This is a genomic window from Enterobacter sp. AG326 (assembly GCF_004362415.1).
Taxonomy (GTDB): Bacteria; Pseudomonadota; Gammaproteobacteria; order Enterobacterales; family Enterobacteriaceae; genus Enterobacter; species Enterobacter asburiae.
Genome location: NZ_SNXG01000001.1, coordinates 1 through 20,342 on the forward strand (window position 1 = coordinate 1; position 20,342 = coordinate 20,342).

A 20,342-nucleotide genomic window follows, 5' to 3' on the forward strand; every position below is an offset into this window, starting at 1 on the left:
GTCGGCATGGTTCGAGCGAGCAGATGCCACCGGCTGAATATGAAAACCTATATTATCAACGGCTCAGAAGTGTCTAGATTATCCGTGGCGATTCAGTTACGCGTATTGGGTTCAACGCTAATCAGTTTGTACTGATGAGTGGCAGTGATGACGCCCAGCATTCACCGTTCTCGGTGGTTAATGGTCAGGTCTTTATGAGCTCAGCATTTATTCAGGATGGCACGATCACCAATGCCAAAATTGGCAATGTCATCCAGTCCAACAATTACGTTGCCGGACAATCCGGATGGAAACTGGATAAAGGTGGTACCTGGGAAAACTACGGTAGTGACGGCCAGGGTGCAAGAAAGACCACGAACGTTACTGACAGCATCAGGGATGCGAACGGTGTTCTCCGCGTACAGATTGGCAAACTGACAGGAGTGTTCTGATGTCATGGGGTATACAAACATGGGATGCCACTGGAAGTCCAAATAACTATGGCATTAAGCCAGTTTCGGTTGTTGGACGTATTCCACTAGCAGCAGGGCAGAACTCAGGGGCATGGAGCTTTAGCCTACCTCAGGGGTTTAAAGTGGGGTTTGTTGTTTCTCTTGACGAGGGGGGAAACAGTGTCGGACGGAGAATTGTTGCGAGCGGGAACACCATTACTGTGACACCCGCATCAGAAACGGGCTTGGGCAATTATCCGGCATCTAAATGCGAGCTGATTATTTTTATGGAGAAAGCATAATGGCTGATTATGGTGCGATGATATTGATGGATAATGGAAATCCCTTTGTTACGCCGCAATCAACCCCATTCTGTCTCTACGGTAAATACACGTTTAACTCCTCACCTAACGGCAGTTCACAGCAGGTAACGCAATATCTTTCTGTACCCGCAGATTATCCGGTAATGGTGTTTATCAAAACTACTGATACGGCGCAGCCGACACCAGTCATGTCATATCGACTCGGAGGAAATGTATATATTGGTGGTGTGAACCCTTATAACCAGAGCTTTTCGCTTACTGCCTATGTCTTTGCAATATTCCCGCAAACATTACCCGCGTGGGGATTTGCAATCTGGGATGCTACGGGAAAACTTGTTCTGACAAACGAATCAAGGGTACTTTCTGATCTGCAAACAGTGGGCGATGCTGGTGCAAACGGAGGCATAAACATAGACCAGACACTGTCTGGATCTTGGGCTGTAGCTCCTGCACAGCTTGGTCAGACAATTATCACTAATAACGCGACCAAGCCTCCGACCATTTATACGATCAACGCGTATTCATCGTGCAGATTTAACGGAGGCAGTACAAGAATAAACGCAGGTGGGACATCAACCGGGACAGGATCACCAGGCGGAGGTACCAATACGGGGACGTCTTTGACCGCCATCAATACATCTGCTTACGATTAAACGATCGTTCAAAACGATCAATCTAAAGATATTGATCTATAAAATCTATTTTCATTGTTTTTTCCTTCAGGTTAACGTTTTAGAGCGTTTATTTAGCTCAGGGATGAATGATGAAACCTTTAATTGGCTGTGCACTTATATGCTGTTTTCTTTCCGCTTGCTCGTCACCCCTAATCGAGAAACAAACTCCCGTTTGCGAAGCCACCACATTGAACGGGGGAAATGAAGTATCGGTGCAGATTTACGGCGTGCGTAAAGTAGCTAATCAGACAGAATATAGGGCAGGCTTCCCCTTCAATTGGCGATGGGTGAGCAAAAACAACTTCACCAGGTCGACCTGTTCAAAATGAACAACACGAAAACCCGCTCCGGCGGGTTTTTTATTATCTGAATTCAGGAGTCCTTTATGTCGGCAGGTACCATCACCCTGACAAACGGGTCCGCTATTGTTGGCGGTTCCGGAACTGCTTTTTCAACTGAACTCTCTGCAGGTGACTTCATTGTTTCTACTGTGGGCGGCGTTCCGTACACATTGCCAGTAAAAACGGTAGACAGTGATACCCAGCTGACGCTTGTAATCAGCTTCACCGGTCCGACACAATCCGGTGCGGCCTGGTCCGCAGTGCCGCGTGTGGCCCTGAATATGGTCACTGCGGCGCTGGTTGCCCAAAGTGCCGAAGCTTTGCGCGGGCTGAACTACGATAAACAGAACTGGCAGCAGGTATTCAGCACAGCAGGCAATATAACTGTGAAGTTACCAGACGGTACAACTTTTAAGGGACCCTCCTGGCAATATGTTATCAGCCAGACATCTACGTTGAACGGAAAAACAGGCGGCACGGTTTCCGGCAGTGTTATTGCTACCTCCGGAAGCGAAGTTGGCGTTGCGACGGGGTCAGGTGGTAATAAGTCTATCTCACTGTCAAATGTTAACTCCGATGGGCCCGCAGAAAACTATGTAAACTGGATGGCGGGTAACTATTATTCTGGGGCATGGCGAATTGGAGCCATTCGCGGTTCAGGGACGGACCTTGCGCGCGTTCAAATGAACGTTTACGACGGCGTCTCTTCAAACGCTGATTTTCGCTGGTATCCCTATGGTGCCTTTCAGTCAAAAACCCACATTGGCCCTGGCGAAAATTACGGTGGTGGCTATCAGGATGTTGTGAATGGCTACAGTACCAACACATCATTTTCACGCCCGAATATTACCACTCCGAACGATGGTGGATTTGTACCATTTGGCAGGTGGCATACCTATTGCTCAGGGGGGTATCACGCCGTTACTGCTCTTGGATCTATTTCCCAGGGGAAAAGCAACTGGCCATCTATTGAACTTGTAACCATTGGTGATAGCGGATCTGCAGGGACACGTATTTTCTCGTTTAACACCGTTACCGCGGATATTTCAGTTTCAGGCAGTGGTGGTTTCGGGGGGAATTATATTTTCTCTAAACAACCAAACTGTGATATCGAACTGAAACATAGCGTGAAATACGATGATGGTTATCAGTCATACGAGAACATCAAGAAATTCCTGCCAGCAACTTATGTCTACAACGATGACCCTCGTGAGAGAGTTCGCCGAGGTGTAATCGCTCAGGATGTCATGAAGATCGACAGTGAGTACGTAACGTTGGTCCCTGCTGCGCCAAAGTTTGATAGCGAAGGAAACAGAGTTGATGCTGATGATACGTTGGCACTGGATAACAACGTTATCATGCTTGATACCGTGCTGGCATTGAACTACGTCATTAAACAGCTGGAGACAACACAGAAAGAGCTCCGGGAGCTTAAGCTAAAAATAGCGGAATCATGAAGTCTTAGCTTTCAGCCGCCGCCCGTGCCGGTACTCAACTGGCTTTGTCTCACTCAGGTCTGCTTAAACTCTGCCATTATCGAAAAATTTACAAAAGAGATAATTCGAAACGAGAGAGAAACTTAGAAACGAAACGGCGAAGCTTTAAGCAGTGACGATAGGGCCTGTATCTTGCGGACACTTACAAATAAAACTACTGTATATAAAAACAGTGTTTGAGGTGTGTGCAATGAAATTCATTAGGCCAACAGAACTGCGAGAAATTATCGCTCTCCCGCTTTTCAGTGACTTAGTTCAGTGTGGTTTCCCAAGCCCCGCAGCTGATTACGTTGAACAGCGTATCGATCTCAATGAGTTACTTGTCGCTCATCCGAGCTCCACCTATTTCGTTAAAGCCGCAGGTGATTCAATGATCGAAGCCGGGATCAGTGATGGTGATCTGCTGGTGGTGGACAGCTCGCGCACAGCTGAGCACGGTGACATTGTCATTGCCGCGGTGGAAGGGGAATTTACTGTTAAACGCCTGCAGCTACGCCCGACAGTCCAACTCATCCCAATGAATAGCGCCTACAGTCCGATTGTTGTAGGCAGCGAAGATACGCTGGACGTTTTCGGCGTTGTTACTTTCATCGTGAAATCGGCGAGCTGAACATGTTTGCGCTCTGTGATGTGAATTCGTTCTATGCATCATGCGAGACGGTGTTTCGGCCCGACTTAAAAGGGCGGCCAGTGGTTGTTCTCTCGAATAACGATGGCTGTGTAATCGCACGCAGTGCCGAGGCCAAGGCCGCTGGAATTACAATGGGAGAGCCATTCTTCAAGCAAAAAGAGCTTTTCCGGCGAGCTGGCGTTGTTTGTTTCAGCAGCAACTATGAGCTGTATGCTGATATGTCTAATCGGGTAATGACAACGCTTGAGGAAATGAGCCCCCGCGTCGAAATTTACAGTATCGATGAAGCTTTTTGCGACCTGACTGGCGTTCGCAACTGCCGGGACCTGACTGACTTCGGGAAAGAGATCCGCGCTACAGTTCTGAAGCGTACGCACCTGACAGTCGGTGTTGGTGTAGCGCAGACAAAAACACTCGCTAAGCTGGCAAACCACGCCGCCAAGAAATGGCAGAGACAGACGGGCGGAGTTGTTGATTTGTCAAATATCGATCGCCAGCGTCGGTTGTTGGCTATCGTGCCTGTGGAGGATGTATGGGGCGTCGGCAGGCGCATCAGCAAGAGGCTGAACGCCATGGGCATCAAAACGGCTCTGGACCTCTCAGAACAAAGCACATGGATTATCCGTAAACATTTTAACGTGGTACTCGAGCGAACGGTCAGGGAGTTACGCGGCGAGCCATGCCTCGATCTGGAGGAGTTTGCACCTGCAAAGCAAGAAATCGTCTGTAGCAGGTCATTCGGTGAACGCGTTACCAAGTACGAACAGATGCGTCAGGCTATCTGCAGTTATGCGGCAAGAGGTGCTGAAAAGCTTCGGGGTGAGCATCAGTATTGCCGCTTTATTTCTGCGTTCGTTAAAACATCCCCGTTTGCCTTGAACGAGCCATATTACGGCAATAGTGCTTCAATGAAGCTTCTCACCCCCACTCAGGATTCCCGTGACATTATCAACGCTGCGGTAAAGTGCCTGGACAAAATCTGGAAGGATGGGCACCGCTATCAAAAGGCTGGAATCATGCTGGGAGACTTCTTCAGCCAGGGTGTGGCCCAGCTCAACCTGTTCGATGAGAACGCGCCGCGGGCCGGAAGCGATAAGTTGATGGAGGTGCTCGATCACCTGAATGCGAAAGACGGTAAAGGAACTCTTTACTTTGCCGGACAGGGCATTCAGCAGCAGTGGCAGATGAAACGTGATATGTTGTCGCCGCGATATACGACGAGATATTCAGACCTGCTAAGGATCCGATAGAATTCTTGATGTCTTGGTCCGCTTTGTGCCAAAAGCGGACATTGATATAAATGGCGATTGATCAAACGTCAGCCCGTTTACTTTGTCCTAGAGGATCTCAACCACTTCAAACTCTTCTGCGATCAACTCCATATCTTCAGAAAAATGACCATCGCGGGTGAAAAATCTCTGATGCTCTTTCTGCCAGTATTCAAGGCTTAAATCGCCTTCACCTTCTTTGCGGGCGAACGCCTCGGTCACATCACAAAAACGCACTAGTCGCAATGAAACCAGTCTGATCACGCAGACCGGAACATTCTGGCCATCAAGAATAATGTTATAACTCCCAATCCTCAGGGCAGAATCCTCTTGCTGGAAAGAGGCAAAAGATCCGCAAGAGGCCGTTTTGATCCCTTTTTTGACCAGGTCCGCAAGCTCGCTGGCGAGTTCCGGGCTGTCACCCATTTGCCAGGCATCTGCACCTGGATACTTCATTTTTAATTCCTCAACCTCAACCATTGAAATCCCTTCTTTATCGTCGATGAAAAACAAAATTTATACATTTTTTTAGCATGACTGTATCGACATTATCAGTGATGCCTTTCTTAAGATAGTGTGATCCGCTTATCGCTCATTTCGGACGTGCCAAGTATCTTTTACTTTTTATCTTGCTGCCTCGATTAGCTCCGGTCCCTGATTCTTCACATTACCCACGGCACGCGTCACAGCGTGCCATATAAACTTGTCTGAGGGTACAGCACCGTCGGCTGCTATCTCTTCCGCTTCTTTCCCGCCTATAACTTGGCGCATCCACTCCCGGGCCGCCTCAGGAGATAGAACCAGTGGCCGGCGGTCATGAATATCGACCAGACCTTTATCAGCTGCGGACGTCACGATGAGAAAACCTTCTGCTTCATGTCCACGCTCGAACGTCGTGCTGCCGATCGCCGCCATAAAAATGGGTTGACCGTCAGCGCGATGAATAAAGTAGGGCTGTTTCTTGTCGCCTTCCTTTTTCCATTCGAACCAGCCATCGGCGAAGCAGATCGCCCGGCCATGTTGCCAGAGAGGTTTGAACATTCTGCTGGTGGCCGCAGTTTCGACGCGCGCGTTAATCAATGGCGGCTTATCCCACCACCCGGGCGCGTAGCCCCAGAATACCGGATCGAGGTGCAGTTGTTCGTCGCGTTCGCTCAACAGCAGAACTTTGGTTCCAGGCGCGACGTTGTACCGGCCAATAGGTTCCGGGTCATAGGCAATGTCACGATCGGCTTCATCGGCCAGGTAAGCCAGATATTCTTCACGCGTTTGAGCTTGTGCAAAACGGCCACACATCGGGCACCTCCAGTTGTCAGACTGAAAGTATAGGCACAGATAAGCACGCTAAATGGGGACCAATGTATTGCCTGCCTATCTACCTGCAGTTAAAGCATGGGTTCAACGATCGCTTTATTTAAAATTCCTGTTTCAATAACTTCACTGTGAAGGCTGTGAGGGACGATAACTGGAATTTTTATACCAGGATAAAGTTGAGTAAGAGCGAGGGTTCTGTGCCGACCATCCATAATTCGGAATGGCGAGGTCATCTCCGGATACTCGACCATACCGTTGGCAATGTAGCTTTTAACTTTGTGCCAGCGAATTGGGTCGATGTTAAATGCCTCATCCCCCATGCTTTCCAGAATTTTTAACCCATCGGCAAAAATGATGCATCCACCCTCTTGAGCAAACACAGGAGGTAGAATGAAACGAATGTCGCTGAACTTAGGGTAGACAAACGGTTCATCGTCTTTTGGGATGTCGTTAAAGGATCCAAATCTGAATTTACCGAGGTGAGTGTGGAGGAATTCCTCCGGAAGGCGAGAGAATAATTGTTTCATAGAAGTCCTTCTCAAATGTCATAAGGGGAGTGAAGTAATGCCATGCAAACACGCAGTAATCAAAAAAATAGCGCGCGCCGATTAAGTCATACAACTCATTCACGGTGATTATGCGGTTGGGAGTTGGGGGCAGTAAAGCAGGAGGTTTAAAAACGTTGAAACGTGCTCGCAAATCAGCTAGTCGAATCAGAATTTTGGGGGCAAATTTGGGGGCATTTTGAATGAAGGGACACCGATAGGGGCACAAAAAAGACCGTGTATGTCCGTAGATGTCCGTAAAACGTTTTGGGCTAACTCGTTGATAGTATAATAAATATAGCCATTTCAAAGGATTGCGAATTTTCTGCGCACTAAAACTGCACAAACAGCTTTTTCATTGGGTCTCACCGAAAAAACGCTTTGTGCAGAATATACATGAAAACCCGTCGATATTTTCATGTCTGTGAAGCGCGTTATATGGCAATTGCGCTGTTTTTTACCTTGGCGATGAGTGTTTCCGTTACGGCCAGTCCTTCCGCAATGTGCATATCAATCACATCGGTCCCAAATTCGTTAATTAAATCCAGGAGAATTTCGTAAGTCTGGATGAGTTCAAGGAGATCAAAGAGCGCTTTTTGATCGGCGCGTGAGGGGGAGGAATGGCTAAGCGCAGCCTGATTAACAATCCATTCAAGATTGGTCTTGATGGCTTCTATCTGACTGTAGCTATACATATTTCATGGGCTTAAATCCTCATTTCAAGATTTTATGGGAAAGGTATCGTGAGAGCTTCACGGTGAAAAAAGAGTCTGCATGTCGCCGGGGCAGTGCTGGCTGTAGAAAGGATGGATGAAGATTTAATTATGGGATAGTTCGCGTGCTTAGCAAGTTAATTGTTGCGCAAACGTAAAAATAAACGCGCGAAAGAGAGGACATCGCTGTGTAACGCCTTCATTTCGCGCACGTTATGCTAGCCAGATAACGGAATCAGGTTTCCCAGGCGTGCGGGGCAAACAGATAACCCTTGTTACGTACGGTTTTAATGCGGTAGGGCTCGGTAGCGTTATCCTGCAGCTTTTTGCGCAGACGCGAAATTGCTACGTCAACGCTGCGGTCCATGCCGTCATAGCTCACGCCACGCAGGTTTTTCAGCAACGCGTCGCGGTCCATGATTTGCCCGGCGTGCGTTGCCAGCTCCCACAGCAGGTCAAAATCTGCGGTGGAGAGGGCGATAAGCTCGCCGGAAAGCAGCACCTGGCGGTTAATGGGGTCAATAGACAGCGTACCGAAGCGCATCGCTTTGTGCGGCGTCAGAGACGGCGCGGGCGCTTCGCGTTCGATGCTGGCGTGCTGGCGCAAATGCAGGCGCAGGCGGGCAAGCAGGACGGCAGGCGGTGTGGTTTTCAGAATGTAGTCATTGGCGCCCATCTCCAGCGACAAAATGTGGTTCATATCGCTGTCCAGTGAGGTGAGCAGGACGATAGGGCCCTCCCAACGGGCGCGCAGGTCACGGCAGAGCGTCATGCCGTCTTTGCCTGGCAACATGATATCCAGCAGCACCAGATCCGGGTTTTCACGGACGACCACCTCTTCGGCACGATCGCCGCGAGGTTCAACAATGACGTCCATATCATGTTTACCCAGATAGGCGGCGATCAGTTGCCCGACCTCGGGTTCGTCTTCAACATAAACAATCTTATTCATACAGCGTCTGTTTTCGTGAAAAAAGCCAACATACACCGCGAAACCTTAACCTTCCATTAATCTTTCAAAATTAACGCCGGTTCCGTTATTCTGGCTCTTATTGTTACTTGATTGTTATAGGGAAAAGTATGGGGCTGGTGATTAAAGCCGCACTGGGCGCGCTGGTGGTGTTACTGATTGGCATTCTGGCAAAAACGAAAAACTACTATATTGCCGGGCTAATCCCGCTGTTCCCGACCTTTGCGCTGATTGCCCACTATATCGTGGCTTCTGAGCGGGGTACGGAAGCGTTACGTACGACCATCGTGTTTGGCATGTGGTCTATCATTCCGTATTTTCTCTACCTGCTTTCGCTGTGGTATTTCACCGGTTTTCTGCGTCTTCCCCTGGCGCTGAGCGGGGCGGTGGCCTGCTGGGGACTCAGCGCCTGGGTGTTAATTTTCTTCTGGAGCCGCTTTCACTAGCGCAGCGGTCGTCCGCCGTCCACGGCAAAGGTTCTGCCCGTGACGTAGCAGCTCGTGAGCAGGTAATCCACAAGGTCGATCACCTCTTTCTCGCCCGGGGCGATTTTCATGAGCGACTTATTCAGCGCCTGCTGGCGATACTCCGCATCATCGTTTTCGTTAAACAAAATCATCGCCGGGGCGATGGCATTCACCTTCACCTCGGGCGCGAGCTTGCGGGCGAACGAGCGCGTCATATTATCCAGTGCGGCTTTACTGGCCGCGTAGGCGATGTGCTTGTCGCTGCCGCGCTCCACCACATAATCGGTGAAGTGAATAATATCGCCCGCCGCGTGTCCATGGCCGCGCAGCAGGTCCTGCAAAGCGTGGTTAAGCAGATAAGGCGCATTGACGTGGATCTGCAGCATGGCGGAGAGCGTTTCGCTGAGTGACGTACCGGTTTTTTCGGCTCGCCATGCGCTGGCGTTATGGATCACGGCGCGCAGTCCCGCTGTGGTGGCTTTTACCTTTTCCGCGAAAGTCAGAATGCCTTCATCGGTCGAAAAATCAGCCTGAATGCAGACCGCCCCGGCTTTGCGTAACCCTTCAATAGACGGATATTCCGTACGGTAGCTGACAATGACCGGATGGCGAAGGTTGAGAAAGTGATGGGCGAGGGCGAGGCCGATACGGCGGCCTCCACCGGTAATCAGTATTGGGCGAAGCGGTGCATTTCCCATCGTATTCTCCTTTACAGTTCAACAATGGGAAAGGCGATGCTAACCCATTAACATCCAGGTTGCCGGCAGGGCAGCAACCAGTAACAGTCCAATTAATGCCATTTCACGGCGTTTCAGCGCGTTCTCCAGCTGATGCGTGCGGCGGGCATAGATAAACACCAGCAGACCCGGTGCGTACAGCACCACCGACAGCAGCAGATGCATAGGCCCGGAAGCATACAACAACCACAGGCCGTAAATACAGGCTCCGACACCCACGACATAATGCGCCGGGCGTGTGGCAATTTTTAACAGATACGCACCCACTAAGAAATAGGGTACCAGAATCATCTCCGAGGCGATGGTCAGCAGGGTGTTATAGTCTGAACCTGTGAGCCAGATCAGCACCAGACAGACCTGAATGCTGATGTTGGTCAGCCAGAGCGATGCCGACGGCGCGCTGTTTTGGTTTTGACGGGCGAACAGGCGTGGAAACGCCTTGTGCGTCGCGGCCAGGAACGGCACTTCAGCCGCCATGATGGTCCAGCTAAGGTAAGCGCCGCAGACGGAGACGATCAGCCCTGCGGCAATCACCACATCGCCCCAGGGGCCGAGCATTTTCACCATCAGGCCTGCCATTGACGGGTTACGCATTTCAGCCAGCTCAGGACGCGCCACCACGCCCAGCGACAGCAGCGTCACCAGCAGATAGACCCCGAGCGCGGCCAGTACGGCCAGCAGCGTGGCGCGGCCTACATCGCGTTTATTCCTGGCCCGGGCAGAAACCACGACCGCGCCTTCAACGCCGATGAACACCCACAGGGTAATCAGCATCGTATTTTTCACCTGCTCCCAGACGGGAACGCCCAGCGCAACGCCGCTGAAATCAAGCTTGAAAACGTCCATACGGAACGCAATAAAGGCCAGAACGATAAACAGGCCGAGCGGAACCAGTTTTGCCAGCGTCGCCACCAGGTTGATGCTGGCGGCCGTTTGTACGCCACGTAACACCAGCCAGTGGACGAACCACAGCAACACCGAGGCGCCCACAATAGACTGCCAGGTATTCCCGTCGCCAAAAAGACGCAGCTCAGGCGTATCGGTAAAGAAACTGAGCGCCGAAAAGACGATCACCAGGTAGGAGACGTTGGCGATAACGGCACACAGCCAGTATCCCCACGCGGAACAGAAGCCAATCAGCTCGCCGAAACCTTCACGCGCATAGGTGAAAATGCCGCCGTCCAGATCCGGGCGAATGCGGGTGAGCAGCAGCATCGCGAAGGCCAGCAGCAGTATGCCGACACCCGTAATGCCCCAGCCAATGATGAGCGCGGAAGGGCTGGCGACGGCCGCCATATTTTGCGGCAAACTGAATACGCCTGCACCCAGCATTGAGCTTAAAACGAGTGCAGTCAGAGCACTCAGGCCAAGTTTCTTTTCCATTGGCTTCCTGTTATGAAAGGTCAAAATCCAGAATAATTATTTCGCTCAGGCGCATAAAAATGGTGGATCACACTAAGGCGCGGGATTTTACGGAGTGTAACGAATGCATGCAATGACGTGAGGCAGAAATTCAAAAAAAGTAACAAAAAAAGGCGGCATTGCGCCGCCTTTCGTAAACGATGTTGTTACTTGTACAGATCGGCGCTGATGGTCACGTTGTTACCACGTTCCTGCCACTGGCGGGTGATGTGGTAGTACTTCGCCCCTTTCTTCGCCGCACGCTTCGCGACCTGGTAAGAGACTTCCGTCATGTTGCCATAGTTGCCGGTGAACTTGATGCTGTCGAACGGCACCATCTGCGCTGCAGTGGCGTTGTTCAACTCTTCAATTTTGGTACCGTCCGGCAGCGTAACGGAATAACGGCCACCTTTCGTGGACTGCGTTTCGAAGAAACGGCCCACTTCAGCGCTTGGAGCAGCCGTCGTTGCTACGCCTGGAATTTCAACTTTCTTCGCTTCTTCGCCGCCTTTAGCTATCGCCGCGCGACCTGCTTCTGAATTCGCCGGGATGGCATCCGGGCTCTGCAGAACACGTTTTTTCGCATCTTTTTTATAGATGAACGCGGTAATACGCTGGTTGCCACCCTGGTTAGCATCGACCTGACGCACGATGAAGAAAGAGTAGGCCCCTTTCTCTTTCGCGGCTTTGGTGATGGCATCGTTCACTTCAGGCTGGCTGCGATAGAAGCCCTGAACGGTGACGGTGTCGTAAGGTTCCAGCTCAATCGCCTGATCTTTCGGCAGTTCAACAACACCGTTGATCACGCGGTTTTTTGGTGCGTCAGCTTTTGGCGCATTGTCTTTGAACAGCGCAATGGTCACGCGCTGGTTACCGCTGTTGCCGTAATCGGACTGGTCAACGACATAAAACGAGGCCGCCCCGTTTTTATCTGCGGCTTTTGATGCAGCGGCGACGGCGTCGCCAATAGAATTATAACGACCCACAATGACCGTATGGTCAAAAGGTTTTAACGCTGCCGCTTGCTCCGGCGTTAACTCTGTTGCGGCATTCGCAGACAGGGCGGTCGCGGAAAGAAGTGCGGACGCCAGGAGTGTGTTCTTAAGCTTCATAAAAATGATCCTTCGCCTTGCGCAAACCATGTACTGGTATTGTTGTTAATTTGAGACGGTCCCGATTATTGCATTTAAAACCCGTCGCTGTCTGCGCCATTTTTCACTGCCTGTGCTTACTGAATCACCGAATTCGATAACATTTAGTGATATGTTGAAAAAACACGCGTTTGACAAGTAAAACTGATAAAGCATATGACTTTTACAAGTTAATTTAATGTTAACAAGTTGTTCTCTTATGGCGCTATATCATGTTTTTACCGCTTCGCTTGCGCGTTTTATCGGTTCTGGCAGTGAATTTAAGGTAAATATCACTGTCAGTGACGCCGATCGCTTATTTTTCACAGATAAAGTAAGAAATAGTGTTTTCTGGCGGTAGATCACGGGCGCTATTTTCAGTAGGTTATAGACAGTTTGTTACTGTTTTATTTTCCGGGGTTAATCATCTCTCGTCGCTCGCGCGATGGCGAAAATTGATACAAACCGCGGGCATTTATCGATAAACCATCATCAAAAACCGATGGAAGGGAAAACTATGCGTATTGGGGTACCAAAAGAACGGTTAGCCAATGAAACCCGCGTAGCGGCAACACCGAAAACGGTGGAGCAACTGCTTAAACTGGGTTTTACGGTCGCGGTTGAAAGCGGCGCGGGCAAACTGGCGAGTTTCGATGACGAGGCCTTTATCCAGGCCGGCGCGGAAGTGGTCGACGGTGCTGACGTCTGGCAGTCGCCGGTGATTCTGAAGGTCAACGCACCGGAAGAGAATGAGATTGCGCTGCTCAATCCGGGGACGACCCTGGTGAGCTTCATCTGGCCTGCGCAAAACCCGGAGCTGATGGAGAAGCTGGCGGCCCGCGGCGTGACCGTGATGGCGATGGACTCCGTGCCGCGCATTTCGCGCGCGCAGTCGCTGGATGCCTTAAGCTCCATGGCAAACATTGCCGGCTATCGCGCCATCGTTGAAGCAGCCCACGAATTTGGTCGCTTCTTTACCGGTCAAATCACCGCCGCGGGTAAAGTCCCTCCGGCGAAAGTGATGGTGATTGGCGCGGGCGTGGCGGGCCTTGCCGCAATCGGTGCGGCAAACAGCCTGGGCGCTATCGTACGCGCCTTTGACACCCGTCCTGAAGTAAAGGAACAGGTCCAGAGTATGGGTGCCGAATTCCTTGAGCTGGACTTCAAGGAAGAGGCAGGCAGCGGCGACGGTTACGCGAAGGTGATGTCCGAAGCGTTTATCAAAGCCGAAATGGAACTCTTCGCCGCCCAGGCGAAAGACGTCGACATTATTGTCACCACCGCGCTTATCCCGGGTAAACCGGCGCCGAAGCTGATTACCCGTGAGATGGTTGACTCCATGAAGCCGGGCAGCGTGATTGTCGACCTGGCCGCCCAAAACGGCGGTAACTGTGAATATACCGTTCCAAATCAGGTAACCACGACCGCTAACGGCGTGAAGGTGATCGGCTATACCGATCTGCCGGGCCGTCTGCCAACGCAGTCTTCCCAGCTCTACGGCACTAACCTTGTCAACCTGCTGAAGCTGCTCTGCAAAGAGAAAGACGGCAACGTCACCGTTGATTTCGACGATGTTGTTGTGCGCGGCGTCACGGTGGTCCGTGAAGGTGAAATTACCTGGCCTGCACCGCCTATTCAGGTTTCTGCTCAGCCTCAGGCGGCAACGAAAGCGGCACCTGAGCCAAAAGAACCCGCCAAACCGGCTTCTCCGTGGCGCAAATACGCGATCATGGCGCTGGTGATTATTCTGTTCGGCTGGCTGGCTGACGTCGCACCAAAAGAGTTCCTCGGCCACTTTACCGTCTTCGCGCTCTCCTGCGTCGTGGGCTACTACGTGGTGTGGAACGTCTCCCATGCGCTGCATACGCCGCTGATGTCGGTAACCAACGCCATCTCCGGGATCATCGTGGTGGGGGCGTTACTGCAGATTGGTCACGGCGGCTGGATCAGCTTCCTGAGCTTTATCGCGGTGCTGATCGCCAGTATCAATATTTTCGGTGGTTTCACCGTGACTCAGCGCATGCTGAAAATGTTTCGTAAAGGCTAAGGGGTAGCATATGTCTGGAGGATTAGTGACAGCCGCATACATTGTTGCTGCAATCCTGTTTATTTTCAGTCTGGCGGGGCTTTCCAAACACGAAACGTCTCAGCAGGGGAATAACTTTGGTATCGCCGGGATGGCGATTGCGCTGATTGCCACCATCTTCGGGCCGGATACCGGCAACGTGGCGTGGATCCTGGTGGCGATGATCATCGGCGGCGCGATTGGTATTCGCCTGGCAAAACGCGTTGAAATGACCGAGATGCCGGAGCTGGTTGCCATTCTGCACAGCTTCGTGGGTCTGGCGGCGGTGCTGGTGGGCTTCAACAGCTACCTGTATCACGAACCGGGTCTGGAACCGATTCTGGTGAACATCCACCTGACGGAAGTGTTCCTCGGTATCTTCATCGGTGCGGTGACCTTCACCGGCTCCATTGTCGCGTTCGGCAAGCTGCGCGGGAAGATCTCCTCTAAGCCGCTGATGCTGCCAAACCGTCACAAGCTGAACCTCGCGGCGCTGGTGGTGTCGTTTGTACTGCTGGTGGTCTTCGTGCGTAACGAAAGCGTCGGTCTGCAGGTGCTGGCGTTGCTGGTAATGACCATCATCGCGCTGGCGTTCGGCTGGCACCTGGTGGCGTCCATCGGCGGTGCGGATATGCCGGTGGTTGTCTCGATGCTGAACTCCTACTCCGGTTGGGCGGCAGCGGCGGCAGGTTTTATGCTGAGCAACGACCTGCTGATCGTCACCGGTGCGCTGGTGGGCTCTTCCGGTGCGATCCTGTCTTACATCATGTGTAAGGCGATGAACCGCTCGTTCATCAGCGTTATCGCCGGTGGTTTCGGGACCGATGGGTCTTCTTCCAGTGCGGATGAAGAAGTGGGTGAGCACCGTGAAATTTCTGCGGAAGATACCGCAGACATGCTGAAAAACTCGCACTCCGTGATCATCACCCCGGGCTACGGCATGGCGGTGGCGCAGGCGCAGTATCCGGTTGCGGAAATCACCGAGAAGCTGCGCGCGCGTGGCATCAAGGTTCGCTTTGGTATTCACCCGGTGGCAGGGCGTCTGCCTGGCCACATGAACGTGCTGCTGGCGGAAGCGAAAGTGCCTTACGACATCGTGCTGGAAATGGATGAGATCAACGATGATTTCGCCGACACCGACACCGTGCTGGTCATTGGCGCCAACGATACCGTTAACCCGGCGGCGCAGGACGACCCGGGTAGCCCAATCGCCGGTATGCCTGTTCTCGAAGTGTGGAAGGCGCAGAACGTCATTGTGTTTAAACGCTCCATGAATACCGGCTATGCCGGGGTTCAGAACCCGCTGTTCTTCAAAGAGAACACCCACATGCTGTTTGGCGATGCTAAAGCCAGCGTGGATGCGATTCTGAAAGCGCTGTAAGTTGCGCTGAAACGAATAAACCGCCGAATTCGGCGGTTTTTTTATTGCCGGGTGGCGCTGCCGGGCGTCAGGCGTTAATCGTCTTCCGGATCGTCCAGCTCAACTGGCGTCTGGTACTCATCCGGCTTAATGACCAGCAGGTCGCAGCGCAGATGGTCGATCACCTGTTCGGCGGTATTGCCGAGGAACGCGGCAGAAATACCGGTTCGGCCAATGGTGCCCAGCACCACAATCCCCGCCTGCAGGTGTTCCGCCAGGTCCGGGATCACCTCTTCAGGCAGCCCTTTTTCCACGTGGGTCATTTTCTCATCGATGCTGAATTTCTGGCGCAGCGCTTTCATGGCCAGCAGGTGCTGGCCGCGGATCGCGTCGTTGTACACGCTCGGGTCAAATTCAGGCAGCTCAATGGCAATGTTAATCGGGGTGACCGGATAGGCGCCAACCAGATGCACTTCGGTATGATTCACCTGATCGGCAAGCTGGATGGTCTCCTTCACCAGCTTCTCGTTCAGCGAATTGTGGTAATCCTCTTCGCTCGCGAGGTTTACCGCCACAACGGCTTTCCCGCCTTCAGGCCACGGCTGGTCTTTCACCATCCAGACCGGGCAAGGGCATTTACGCAGCAGGTGCCAGTCGGTCGGGGTGAAAATCACGGATTCCAGCTTGTCGTGCTGGTGCGCCATCTTCAGCAGCAGGTCGTGCCCACCGGCGACAATCTCCTGGATAATGGCTTCGAAAGGTCGGTTATGCCAGACCACTTTAATATCAATGGGCACGCCCGCTTCCAGGTAATACTTCGCCTGTTCACGGATCCACGCGGTACGCTGGCTGATGACGCCCTGACGCATAGCGGTGCGCTCGTCAGGCGACAGAAGGGTGGTCATCTCATACGAGAAGTCATAGATCGGCAAAAACGCTTTGATTTTGCCACCAATCCGTTGATGCAAATACACAGCACGTCGTAATGCCGGCTGATCGTCCTGATTCGGATCGATAGCTACCAGCATGTTTTGATACTTGGCCATACAGGTCTCCTTACTACTGTCACCACAGTCTGTAATTAAAAGAGTAACCTATATATCCTGAATGAAACAGAGGGGAGGTTTTACCAGATCAATAATTCATGAAAAATTATCAGAGGAAAAGTACCGTGGTCGTCACCGCGATAAACGCAATAAACAGCAGCACCATCACCGCTATCGCAAAGGTCGTGGAGTCCTGGACGTAGGTTTTTTCCTCCCCCTTCATCGGGCCGACAAGCATGATCCAGATGAAGATAAAGGTCACAGAGGCAATCACGACTGAAACGAAAAACAAACTTTCTCTCAATTCATAACCTCAACGAGAACCTTTAGGGCGCTGTGTGGGGACGTGCTGCGGTGAAAATATCTTGAAACGGAAGTGATTATACCAGACCAATAAATCACAAGAATTTATCAGTCTGGTCATCAACATGCGGAGAGTTACGCCACGTTGCGGGCGTGCCCGGCAAGAACGGCAAGCGCTTCACCGTTTTCGATAGTGATGTATTTACCCTTAACGGCCAGCATCCCGCTTTTCTGGAAACGGCCCAGCAGACGGCTGATGGTTTCCACGGTTAGACCCAGGTAGTTACCGATATCGCCACGCGTCATCGTCAGACGGAATTCACGCGGCGAGAAGCCACGCTCGGCGAAGCGGCGGGAGAGGTTGTAGATAAACGCGGCCAGGCGCTCTTCCGCATTCTTTTTGGAAAGCAGCAGGATCATATCCTGATCGCCTTTGATCTCACCGCTCATCAGACGCATCATCTGCTGACGCAGGTTAGGCATCTTGCCGGACAGATCGTCCAGGGTTTCAAACGGGATTTCGCAAACCATCGAGGTTTCGAGTGCCTGGGCAAAGCTCGGATGATGGCCCGTGCCGATGGCATCAAAGCCCACCAGGTCGCCCGCCAGATGGAAGCCGGTGATCTGCTCATCACCCTGTTCGGTGATGGTGTAGCTCTTGATGGTGCCAGAACGGATAGCATAGAGCGATTTCAGTTCGTCTCCCGCTTTAAACAGCGTCTGCCCTTTCTGAATAGGCTTTTTGCGCTCGATGATATTATCAAGCTGATCGAGTTCATGCTCATTCAGGGTAAACGGGATACAGAGCTGGCTGATGCTGCAATCCTGGCAATGGATAGCACAACCGCCAGACTGAATGCGTCGTATAATTCGCTTTTCCGGGATCATAGGTTTGCTCAAGCCTTAATTGATATTGGTCAATTTTAACATCTTTTTGGTAAGTACGTAAGCCTGACAAACCCTCAATAAGGACAAGAGACGGCAACGTGTCGCCATCTTCTTGAAATTCCACAGCTTGATTATGGATTTTTAGCCTAACCGGAAGAAAATTAAGCACAAAAAGCCTGGAAGCTAGAGCAGGAGATACCCTTCGTGACGCAGCAACCACTCTTTGCGCTGCACGCCGCCGGCATAGCCTGTCATGGTGCCGTTGCGGCCAATGACGCGATGGCACGGCACCACGATGCTGACCGGGTTAGAGCCGTTCGCGGCACCCACCGCGCGTGCGGCGCCTGCGCGGCCTAGCTGTTCCGCGAGCTGGCCGTAATGCATGACCTGCCCGCAGGGAATGGACCGCAGCGCCTGCCACACTTCGCGCTGAAAAGGCGTGCCTGCCGTGGCTGTTGGCAGAGTATCGATGATGCTGAGATCGCCTTCGAAGTAGGCCGCAAGCTTGTCGCTCAGCCCGCCCGGGTTGGTGGCACGAATACGTTCATATCCCTGCGCGCGGTAGTGAACATGGAGCAGTTCTTCCATCCGGTCGCTGTGCTCTTCCCATTCGACGGCGCGCAGGCAGAACTGCTCGTCCGCGATCACCCACAGCGGCCCGAGCGGCGTCGCGATCTTATCTTCGAGTAATCTCAGCATCCTCATTCCTTTAGTTCAGCCTCGGGTATATCCCCGGCCCAATCGGCAGGCCGACAAGATACCATGCCACCAGCATCACCAGCCATACCCCTAAAAAGATAAGCGGGTAGGGTAAAACCAGCGAATAGTAGGTACCCAGTTTGGCCTCGGGTTTATAGCGCTGCAGGAAGCCTAAGAACAGCGGAACAAACGGCGAAACCGGCGCCAGCGGAATCACCGAGGAGTCCGCGATGCGGAACAGGATCTGGGCAAACGCAGGATGAAAACCCAGCATCATAAACATCGGCACGAAGATCGGGGCCAGAATCGACCAGATGGCGGAGCCGCTGGCGATAAACATGCACAGCAGGGATGACAGCAGCGCCAGGCCGACAAACGCCGGTACGCCGCTTAATCCGGCCGCCTCCAGCGCGTCGGTCAGGCCCACGGCCATAAACTTACCCATGTTGCTCCAGTTAAACATCGCCACAAACTGCGCCAGCGGGAACACCATCACGATAAAGCCTGCCATCTCCTTCATCGGCTCGATCATCAGCTGCGGCAGATCGCCCTGACGGCGGATTTTGCCGGTAGCGATACCGTAGGCGAGCGAAACGACAAAGAAAAAGAGGATAATCAGCGGCACGATGCCCTGAATAAACGGCGACGGCAGGACGGTATGTTTAACCGGATCGCGCAATATGCCGTTTTCCGGCACCACCATCAGCGCCACCAGCGCGATAAAGGCCAGCGAGACAACGCCCGCCACGCGCAGGCCGAAGCGCTGCTCTTTGCTCAGGGTTTCCAGCTTTTCATCGCTACGGCCTTCCCATTTACCCAGCCGCGGCTCGATGATTTTATCGGTAATCAGCCCGCCGACAATCGTCAGGACAATCACCGAGCTGGCCATAAAGTACCAGTTGTCGATCACGCTGACGTGCATTGCCGCATCGATGGTCTTCGCCGCCTCCGTGCTGATGCCCGAGAGCAGCACGTCGGTGGTGACGATCAGCAGGTTGGCGGTGAATCCACAGCCCACGCCCGCAATCGCCGACAGCAGGCCCGCCACGGGATGACGCCCGACGGCGAGGAAAATCAGCGCCCCCATAGGCGGCATGATCACCAGCGCGGCGTCGGAGGAGATATGGCTGAAGAAGGCGATAAACAGCACCATATAGCTGGCGTAACGCGCGCTGACGTGCGAAGCCATCTTCACCATTAATGCGGGCAGCAAGCCCACGCGTTCAGCCAGCCCGGCGCCCAGCACCAGCGCCAGAATGGCGCCCAGCGGGGCGAAGCCGCTGAAGTTTTTGATGACGTTGGGTAAAAACCAGTGCAGCCCGTCGACGCTGAGCAGGTTTTTTACCGCCACCAGACTGCCGTCAGCCGGGCTGCGCACGCTCACGTCAAAGGCGGAGAGCACGGCGGTGGCGACCATTAAAATCACAATCAGATAGATAAACAGCAGGAAAGGGTGCGGCACTTTATTGCCGATCCTTTCAACCCAGCCATAGAGCTTACCGGATGGGGAATGCGAAGGTATGGATGACATACTCATGGG

General features: G+C 52.5%; 22 protein-coding genes and 1 pseudogene. 10 read left to right on the forward strand and 13 right to left on the reverse strand.

From position 1 onward, the window contains the following. Positions 1–95: 95 nt before the first annotated feature. The 7 genes and pseudogenes from DFO52_RS00005 to DFO52_RS00035 form a co-directional block, all read left to right on the forward strand. Positions 96–431, forward strand: a pseudogene (locus tag DFO52_RS00005) (DUF1983 domain-containing protein); the annotation flags it as partial. After that, entirely contained in the window at positions 431–733 is a 303-nt protein-coding gene (locus tag DFO52_RS00010; RefSeq protein WP_133548656.1) for a hypothetical protein, read from the forward strand. The pseudogene DFO52_RS00005 and the gene DFO52_RS00010, both read left to right, overlap by 1 nt. Continuing rightward, on the forward strand, positions 733–1,407 hold the full coding sequence (locus DFO52_RS00015) for a hypothetical protein (RefSeq protein WP_133548658.1): 675 nt from the start codon (positions 733–735) through the stop codon (positions 1,405–1,407). Before DFO52_RS00010 ends, DFO52_RS00015 begins: the two co-directional genes overlap by 1 nt. A 110-nt stretch (positions 1,408–1,517) precedes the next feature. Continuing rightward, positions 1,518–1,757: a cor protein gene (locus tag DFO52_RS23210; protein ID WP_133549816.1), complete on the forward strand. Its 240-nt coding sequence runs from the start codon at positions 1,518–1,520 to the stop codon at positions 1,755–1,757. A gap of 56 nt (positions 1,758–1,813) precedes the next feature. Then, on the forward strand, positions 1,814–3,226 hold the full coding sequence (locus DFO52_RS00025; RefSeq protein WP_133548660.1) for a tail fiber domain-containing protein: 1,413 nt from the start codon (positions 1,814–1,816) through the stop codon (positions 3,224–3,226). A 229-nt stretch (positions 3,227–3,455) separates the two neighbouring features. After that, the gene (locus tag DFO52_RS00030; RefSeq protein ID WP_133548662.1) at positions 3,456–3,875 is read left to right on the forward strand and encodes a translesion error-prone DNA polymerase V autoproteolytic subunit; all 420 of its coding nucleotides are present in this window, start codon (positions 3,456–3,458) and stop codon (positions 3,873–3,875) included. Between the two features lie 2 nt (positions 3,876–3,877). Then, the gene (locus tag DFO52_RS00035; protein WP_133548664.1) at positions 3,878–5,146 is read left to right on the forward strand and encodes a Y-family DNA polymerase; all 1,269 of its coding nucleotides are present in this window, start codon (positions 3,878–3,880) and stop codon (positions 5,144–5,146) included. 87 nt (positions 5,147–5,233) lie between these two features. Here DFO52_RS00035 and DFO52_RS00040 read toward each other — a convergent pair whose 3' ends face one another. The 5 genes from DFO52_RS00040 to rstA form a co-directional block, all read right to left on the reverse strand. After that, positions 5,234–5,644, reverse strand: coding sequence for an ASCH domain-containing protein (locus DFO52_RS00040; RefSeq protein WP_166642339.1), 411 nt, complete (start codon positions 5,642–5,644; stop codon positions 5,234–5,236). Between the two features lie 144 nt (positions 5,645–5,788). Continuing rightward, complete coding sequence (locus DFO52_RS00045; RefSeq protein WP_133548666.1) at positions 5,789–6,460, reverse strand: SOS response-associated peptidase; 672 nt, start codon at positions 6,458–6,460, stop codon at positions 5,789–5,791. An 89-nt stretch (positions 6,461–6,549) separates the two neighbouring features. Beyond that, the gene (locus DFO52_RS00050) at positions 6,550–7,005 is read right to left on the reverse strand and encodes a hypothetical protein (RefSeq protein ID WP_133548668.1); all 456 of its coding nucleotides are present in this window, start codon (positions 7,003–7,005) and stop codon (positions 6,550–6,552) included. A 452-nt stretch (positions 7,006–7,457) separates the two neighbouring features. Continuing rightward, positions 7,458–7,718 carry a hypothetical protein gene (locus DFO52_RS00055; RefSeq protein WP_047647950.1) on the reverse strand — a complete coding sequence of 87 codons (261 nt, stop codon included), beginning with the start codon at positions 7,716–7,718 and terminating at the stop codon, positions 7,458–7,460. Between the two features lie 253 nt (positions 7,719–7,971). Next, on the reverse strand, positions 7,972–8,688 hold the full coding sequence (gene rstA / locus DFO52_RS00060) for a two-component system response regulator RstA (protein WP_021241154.1): 717 nt from the start codon (positions 8,686–8,688) through the stop codon (positions 7,972–7,974). A gap of 128 nt (positions 8,689–8,816) precedes the next feature. On the opposite strand from rstA, the gene DFO52_RS00065 reads away from it, so the two are divergent. Further along, positions 8,817–9,152, forward strand: coding sequence for a GlpM family protein (locus DFO52_RS00065; RefSeq protein ID WP_047647949.1), 336 nt, complete (start codon positions 8,817–8,819; stop codon positions 9,150–9,152). On the opposite strand, the gene folM is transcribed toward DFO52_RS00065, so the two are convergent. From folM to ydgH, 3 genes are all read right to left on the reverse strand, one after another. Further along, complete coding sequence (folM, locus tag DFO52_RS00070; protein ID WP_133548670.1) at positions 9,149–9,871, reverse strand: dihydromonapterin reductase; 723 nt, start codon at positions 9,869–9,871, stop codon at positions 9,149–9,151. The genes DFO52_RS00065 and folM overlap by 4 nt on opposite strands. Positions 9,872–9,910: 39 nt before the next feature. After that, a complete protein-coding gene (locus DFO52_RS00075; protein WP_133548672.1) occupies positions 9,911–11,293 on the reverse strand; it encodes an amino acid permease in 1,383 nt (460 codons plus the stop codon). Between the two features lie 185 nt (positions 11,294–11,478). Next, entirely contained in the window at positions 11,479–12,423 is a 945-nt protein-coding gene (ydgH, locus tag DFO52_RS00080; RefSeq protein WP_024909331.1) for a DUF1471 family protein YdgH, read from the reverse strand. A 535-nt stretch (positions 12,424–12,958) separates the two neighbouring features. Here ydgH and pntA point away from each other — a divergent pair. Both pntA and pntB read left to right on the forward strand, forming a co-directional pair. Further along, positions 12,959–14,488: a Re/Si-specific NAD(P)(+) transhydrogenase subunit alpha gene (gene pntA / locus DFO52_RS00085; RefSeq protein WP_121931364.1), complete on the forward strand. Its 1,530-nt coding sequence runs from the start codon at positions 12,959–12,961 to the stop codon at positions 14,486–14,488. Between the two features lie 10 nt (positions 14,489–14,498). Then, positions 14,499–15,887, forward strand: coding sequence for a Re/Si-specific NAD(P)(+) transhydrogenase subunit beta (gene pntB / locus DFO52_RS00090; RefSeq protein WP_133548674.1), 1,389 nt, complete (start codon positions 14,499–14,501; stop codon positions 15,885–15,887). A 74-nt stretch (positions 15,888–15,961) separates the two neighbouring features. Here the strand turns inward: pntB and uspE are convergent, their stop codons facing one another. The 5 genes from uspE to abgT form a co-directional block, all read right to left on the reverse strand. Then, positions 15,962–16,912 carry a universal stress protein UspE gene (gene uspE / locus DFO52_RS00095; protein ID WP_023335478.1) on the reverse strand — a complete coding sequence of 317 codons (951 nt, stop codon included), beginning with the start codon at positions 16,910–16,912 and terminating at the stop codon, positions 15,962–15,964. 109 nt (positions 16,913–17,021) lie between these two features. After that, positions 17,022–17,204: a hypothetical protein gene (locus tag DFO52_RS00100; protein ID WP_014883604.1), complete on the reverse strand. Its 183-nt coding sequence runs from the start codon at positions 17,202–17,204 to the stop codon at positions 17,022–17,024. Between the two features lie 146 nt (positions 17,205–17,350). Beyond that, positions 17,351–18,103, reverse strand: a complete 753-nt coding sequence (gene fnr, locus DFO52_RS00105) for a fumarate/nitrate reduction transcriptional regulator Fnr (protein ID WP_006174991.1) — start codon at positions 18,101–18,103, stop codon at positions 17,351–17,353. Positions 18,104–18,286: 183 nt separating this feature from the next. After that, positions 18,287–18,802, reverse strand: a complete 516-nt coding sequence (ogt, locus tag DFO52_RS00110; RefSeq protein ID WP_047647947.1) for a methylated-DNA--[protein]-cysteine S-methyltransferase — start codon at positions 18,800–18,802, stop codon at positions 18,287–18,289. 10 nt (positions 18,803–18,812) lie between these two features. Continuing rightward, positions 18,813–20,339: a p-aminobenzoyl-glutamate transporter gene (gene abgT, locus DFO52_RS00115; RefSeq protein ID WP_029740288.1), complete on the reverse strand. Its 1,527-nt coding sequence runs from the start codon at positions 20,337–20,339 to the stop codon at positions 18,813–18,815. Positions 20,340–20,342 lie beyond the last annotated feature (3 nt).

Coding starts and splice junctions, on each gene's coding strand:
- DFO52_RS00010 (WP_133548656.1), top strand. CDS start 431: ATGTCATGGGGTATACAAACATGGGATGCCACTGGAAGTCCAAATAAC.
- DFO52_RS00015 (WP_133548658.1), top strand. CDS start 733: ATGGCTGATTATGGTGCGATGATATTGATGGATAATGGAAATCCCTTT.
- DFO52_RS23210 (WP_133549816.1), top strand. CDS start 1,518: ATGAAACCTTTAATTGGCTGTGCACTTATATGCTGTTTTCTTTCCGCT.
- DFO52_RS00025 (WP_133548660.1), top strand. CDS start 1,814: ATGTCGGCAGGTACCATCACCCTGACAAACGGGTCCGCTATTGTTGGC.
- DFO52_RS00030 (WP_133548662.1), top strand. CDS start 3,456: ATGAAATTCATTAGGCCAACAGAACTGCGAGAAATTATCGCTCTCCCG.
- DFO52_RS00035 (WP_133548664.1), top strand. CDS start 3,878: ATGTTTGCGCTCTGTGATGTGAATTCGTTCTATGCATCATGCGAGACG.
- DFO52_RS00040 (WP_166642339.1), bottom strand. CDS start 5,644: ATGGTTGAGGTTGAGGAATTAAAAATGAAGTATCCAGGTGCAGATGCC.
- DFO52_RS00045 (WP_133548666.1), bottom strand. CDS start 6,460: ATGTGTGGCCGTTTTGCACAAGCTCAAACGCGTGAAGAATATCTGGCT.
- DFO52_RS00050 (WP_133548668.1), bottom strand. CDS start 7,005: ATGAAACAATTATTCTCTCGCCTTCCGGAGGAATTCCTCCACACTCAC.
- DFO52_RS00055 (WP_047647950.1), bottom strand. CDS start 7,718: ATGTATAGCTACAGTCAGATAGAAGCCATCAAGACCAATCTTGAATGG.
- rstA (WP_021241154.1), bottom strand. CDS start 8,688: ATGAATAAGATTGTTTATGTTGAAGACGAACCCGAGGTCGGGCAACTG.
- DFO52_RS00065 (WP_047647949.1), top strand. CDS start 8,817: ATGGGGCTGGTGATTAAAGCCGCACTGGGCGCGCTGGTGGTGTTACTG.
- folM (WP_133548670.1), bottom strand. CDS start 9,871: ATGGGAAATGCACCGCTTCGCCCAATACTGATTACCGGTGGAGGCCGC.
- DFO52_RS00075 (WP_133548672.1), bottom strand. CDS start 11,293: ATGGAAAAGAAACTTGGCCTGAGTGCTCTGACTGCACTCGTTTTAAGC.
- ydgH (WP_024909331.1), bottom strand. CDS start 12,423: ATGAAGCTTAAGAACACACTCCTGGCGTCCGCACTTCTTTCCGCGACC.
- pntA (WP_121931364.1), top strand. CDS start 12,959: ATGCGTATTGGGGTACCAAAAGAACGGTTAGCCAATGAAACCCGCGTA.
- pntB (WP_133548674.1), top strand. CDS start 14,499: ATGTCTGGAGGATTAGTGACAGCCGCATACATTGTTGCTGCAATCCTG.
- uspE (WP_023335478.1), bottom strand. CDS start 16,912: ATGGCCAAGTATCAAAACATGCTGGTAGCTATCGATCCGAATCAGGAC.
- fnr (WP_006174991.1), bottom strand. CDS start 18,103: ATGATCCCGGAAAAGCGAATTATACGACGCATTCAGTCTGGCGGTTGT.
- ogt (WP_047647947.1), bottom strand. CDS start 18,802: ATGCTGAGATTACTCGAAGATAAGATCGCGACGCCGCTCGGGCCGCTG.
- abgT (WP_029740288.1), bottom strand. CDS start 20,339: ATGAGTATGTCATCCATACCTTCGCATTCCCCATCCGGTAAGCTCTAT.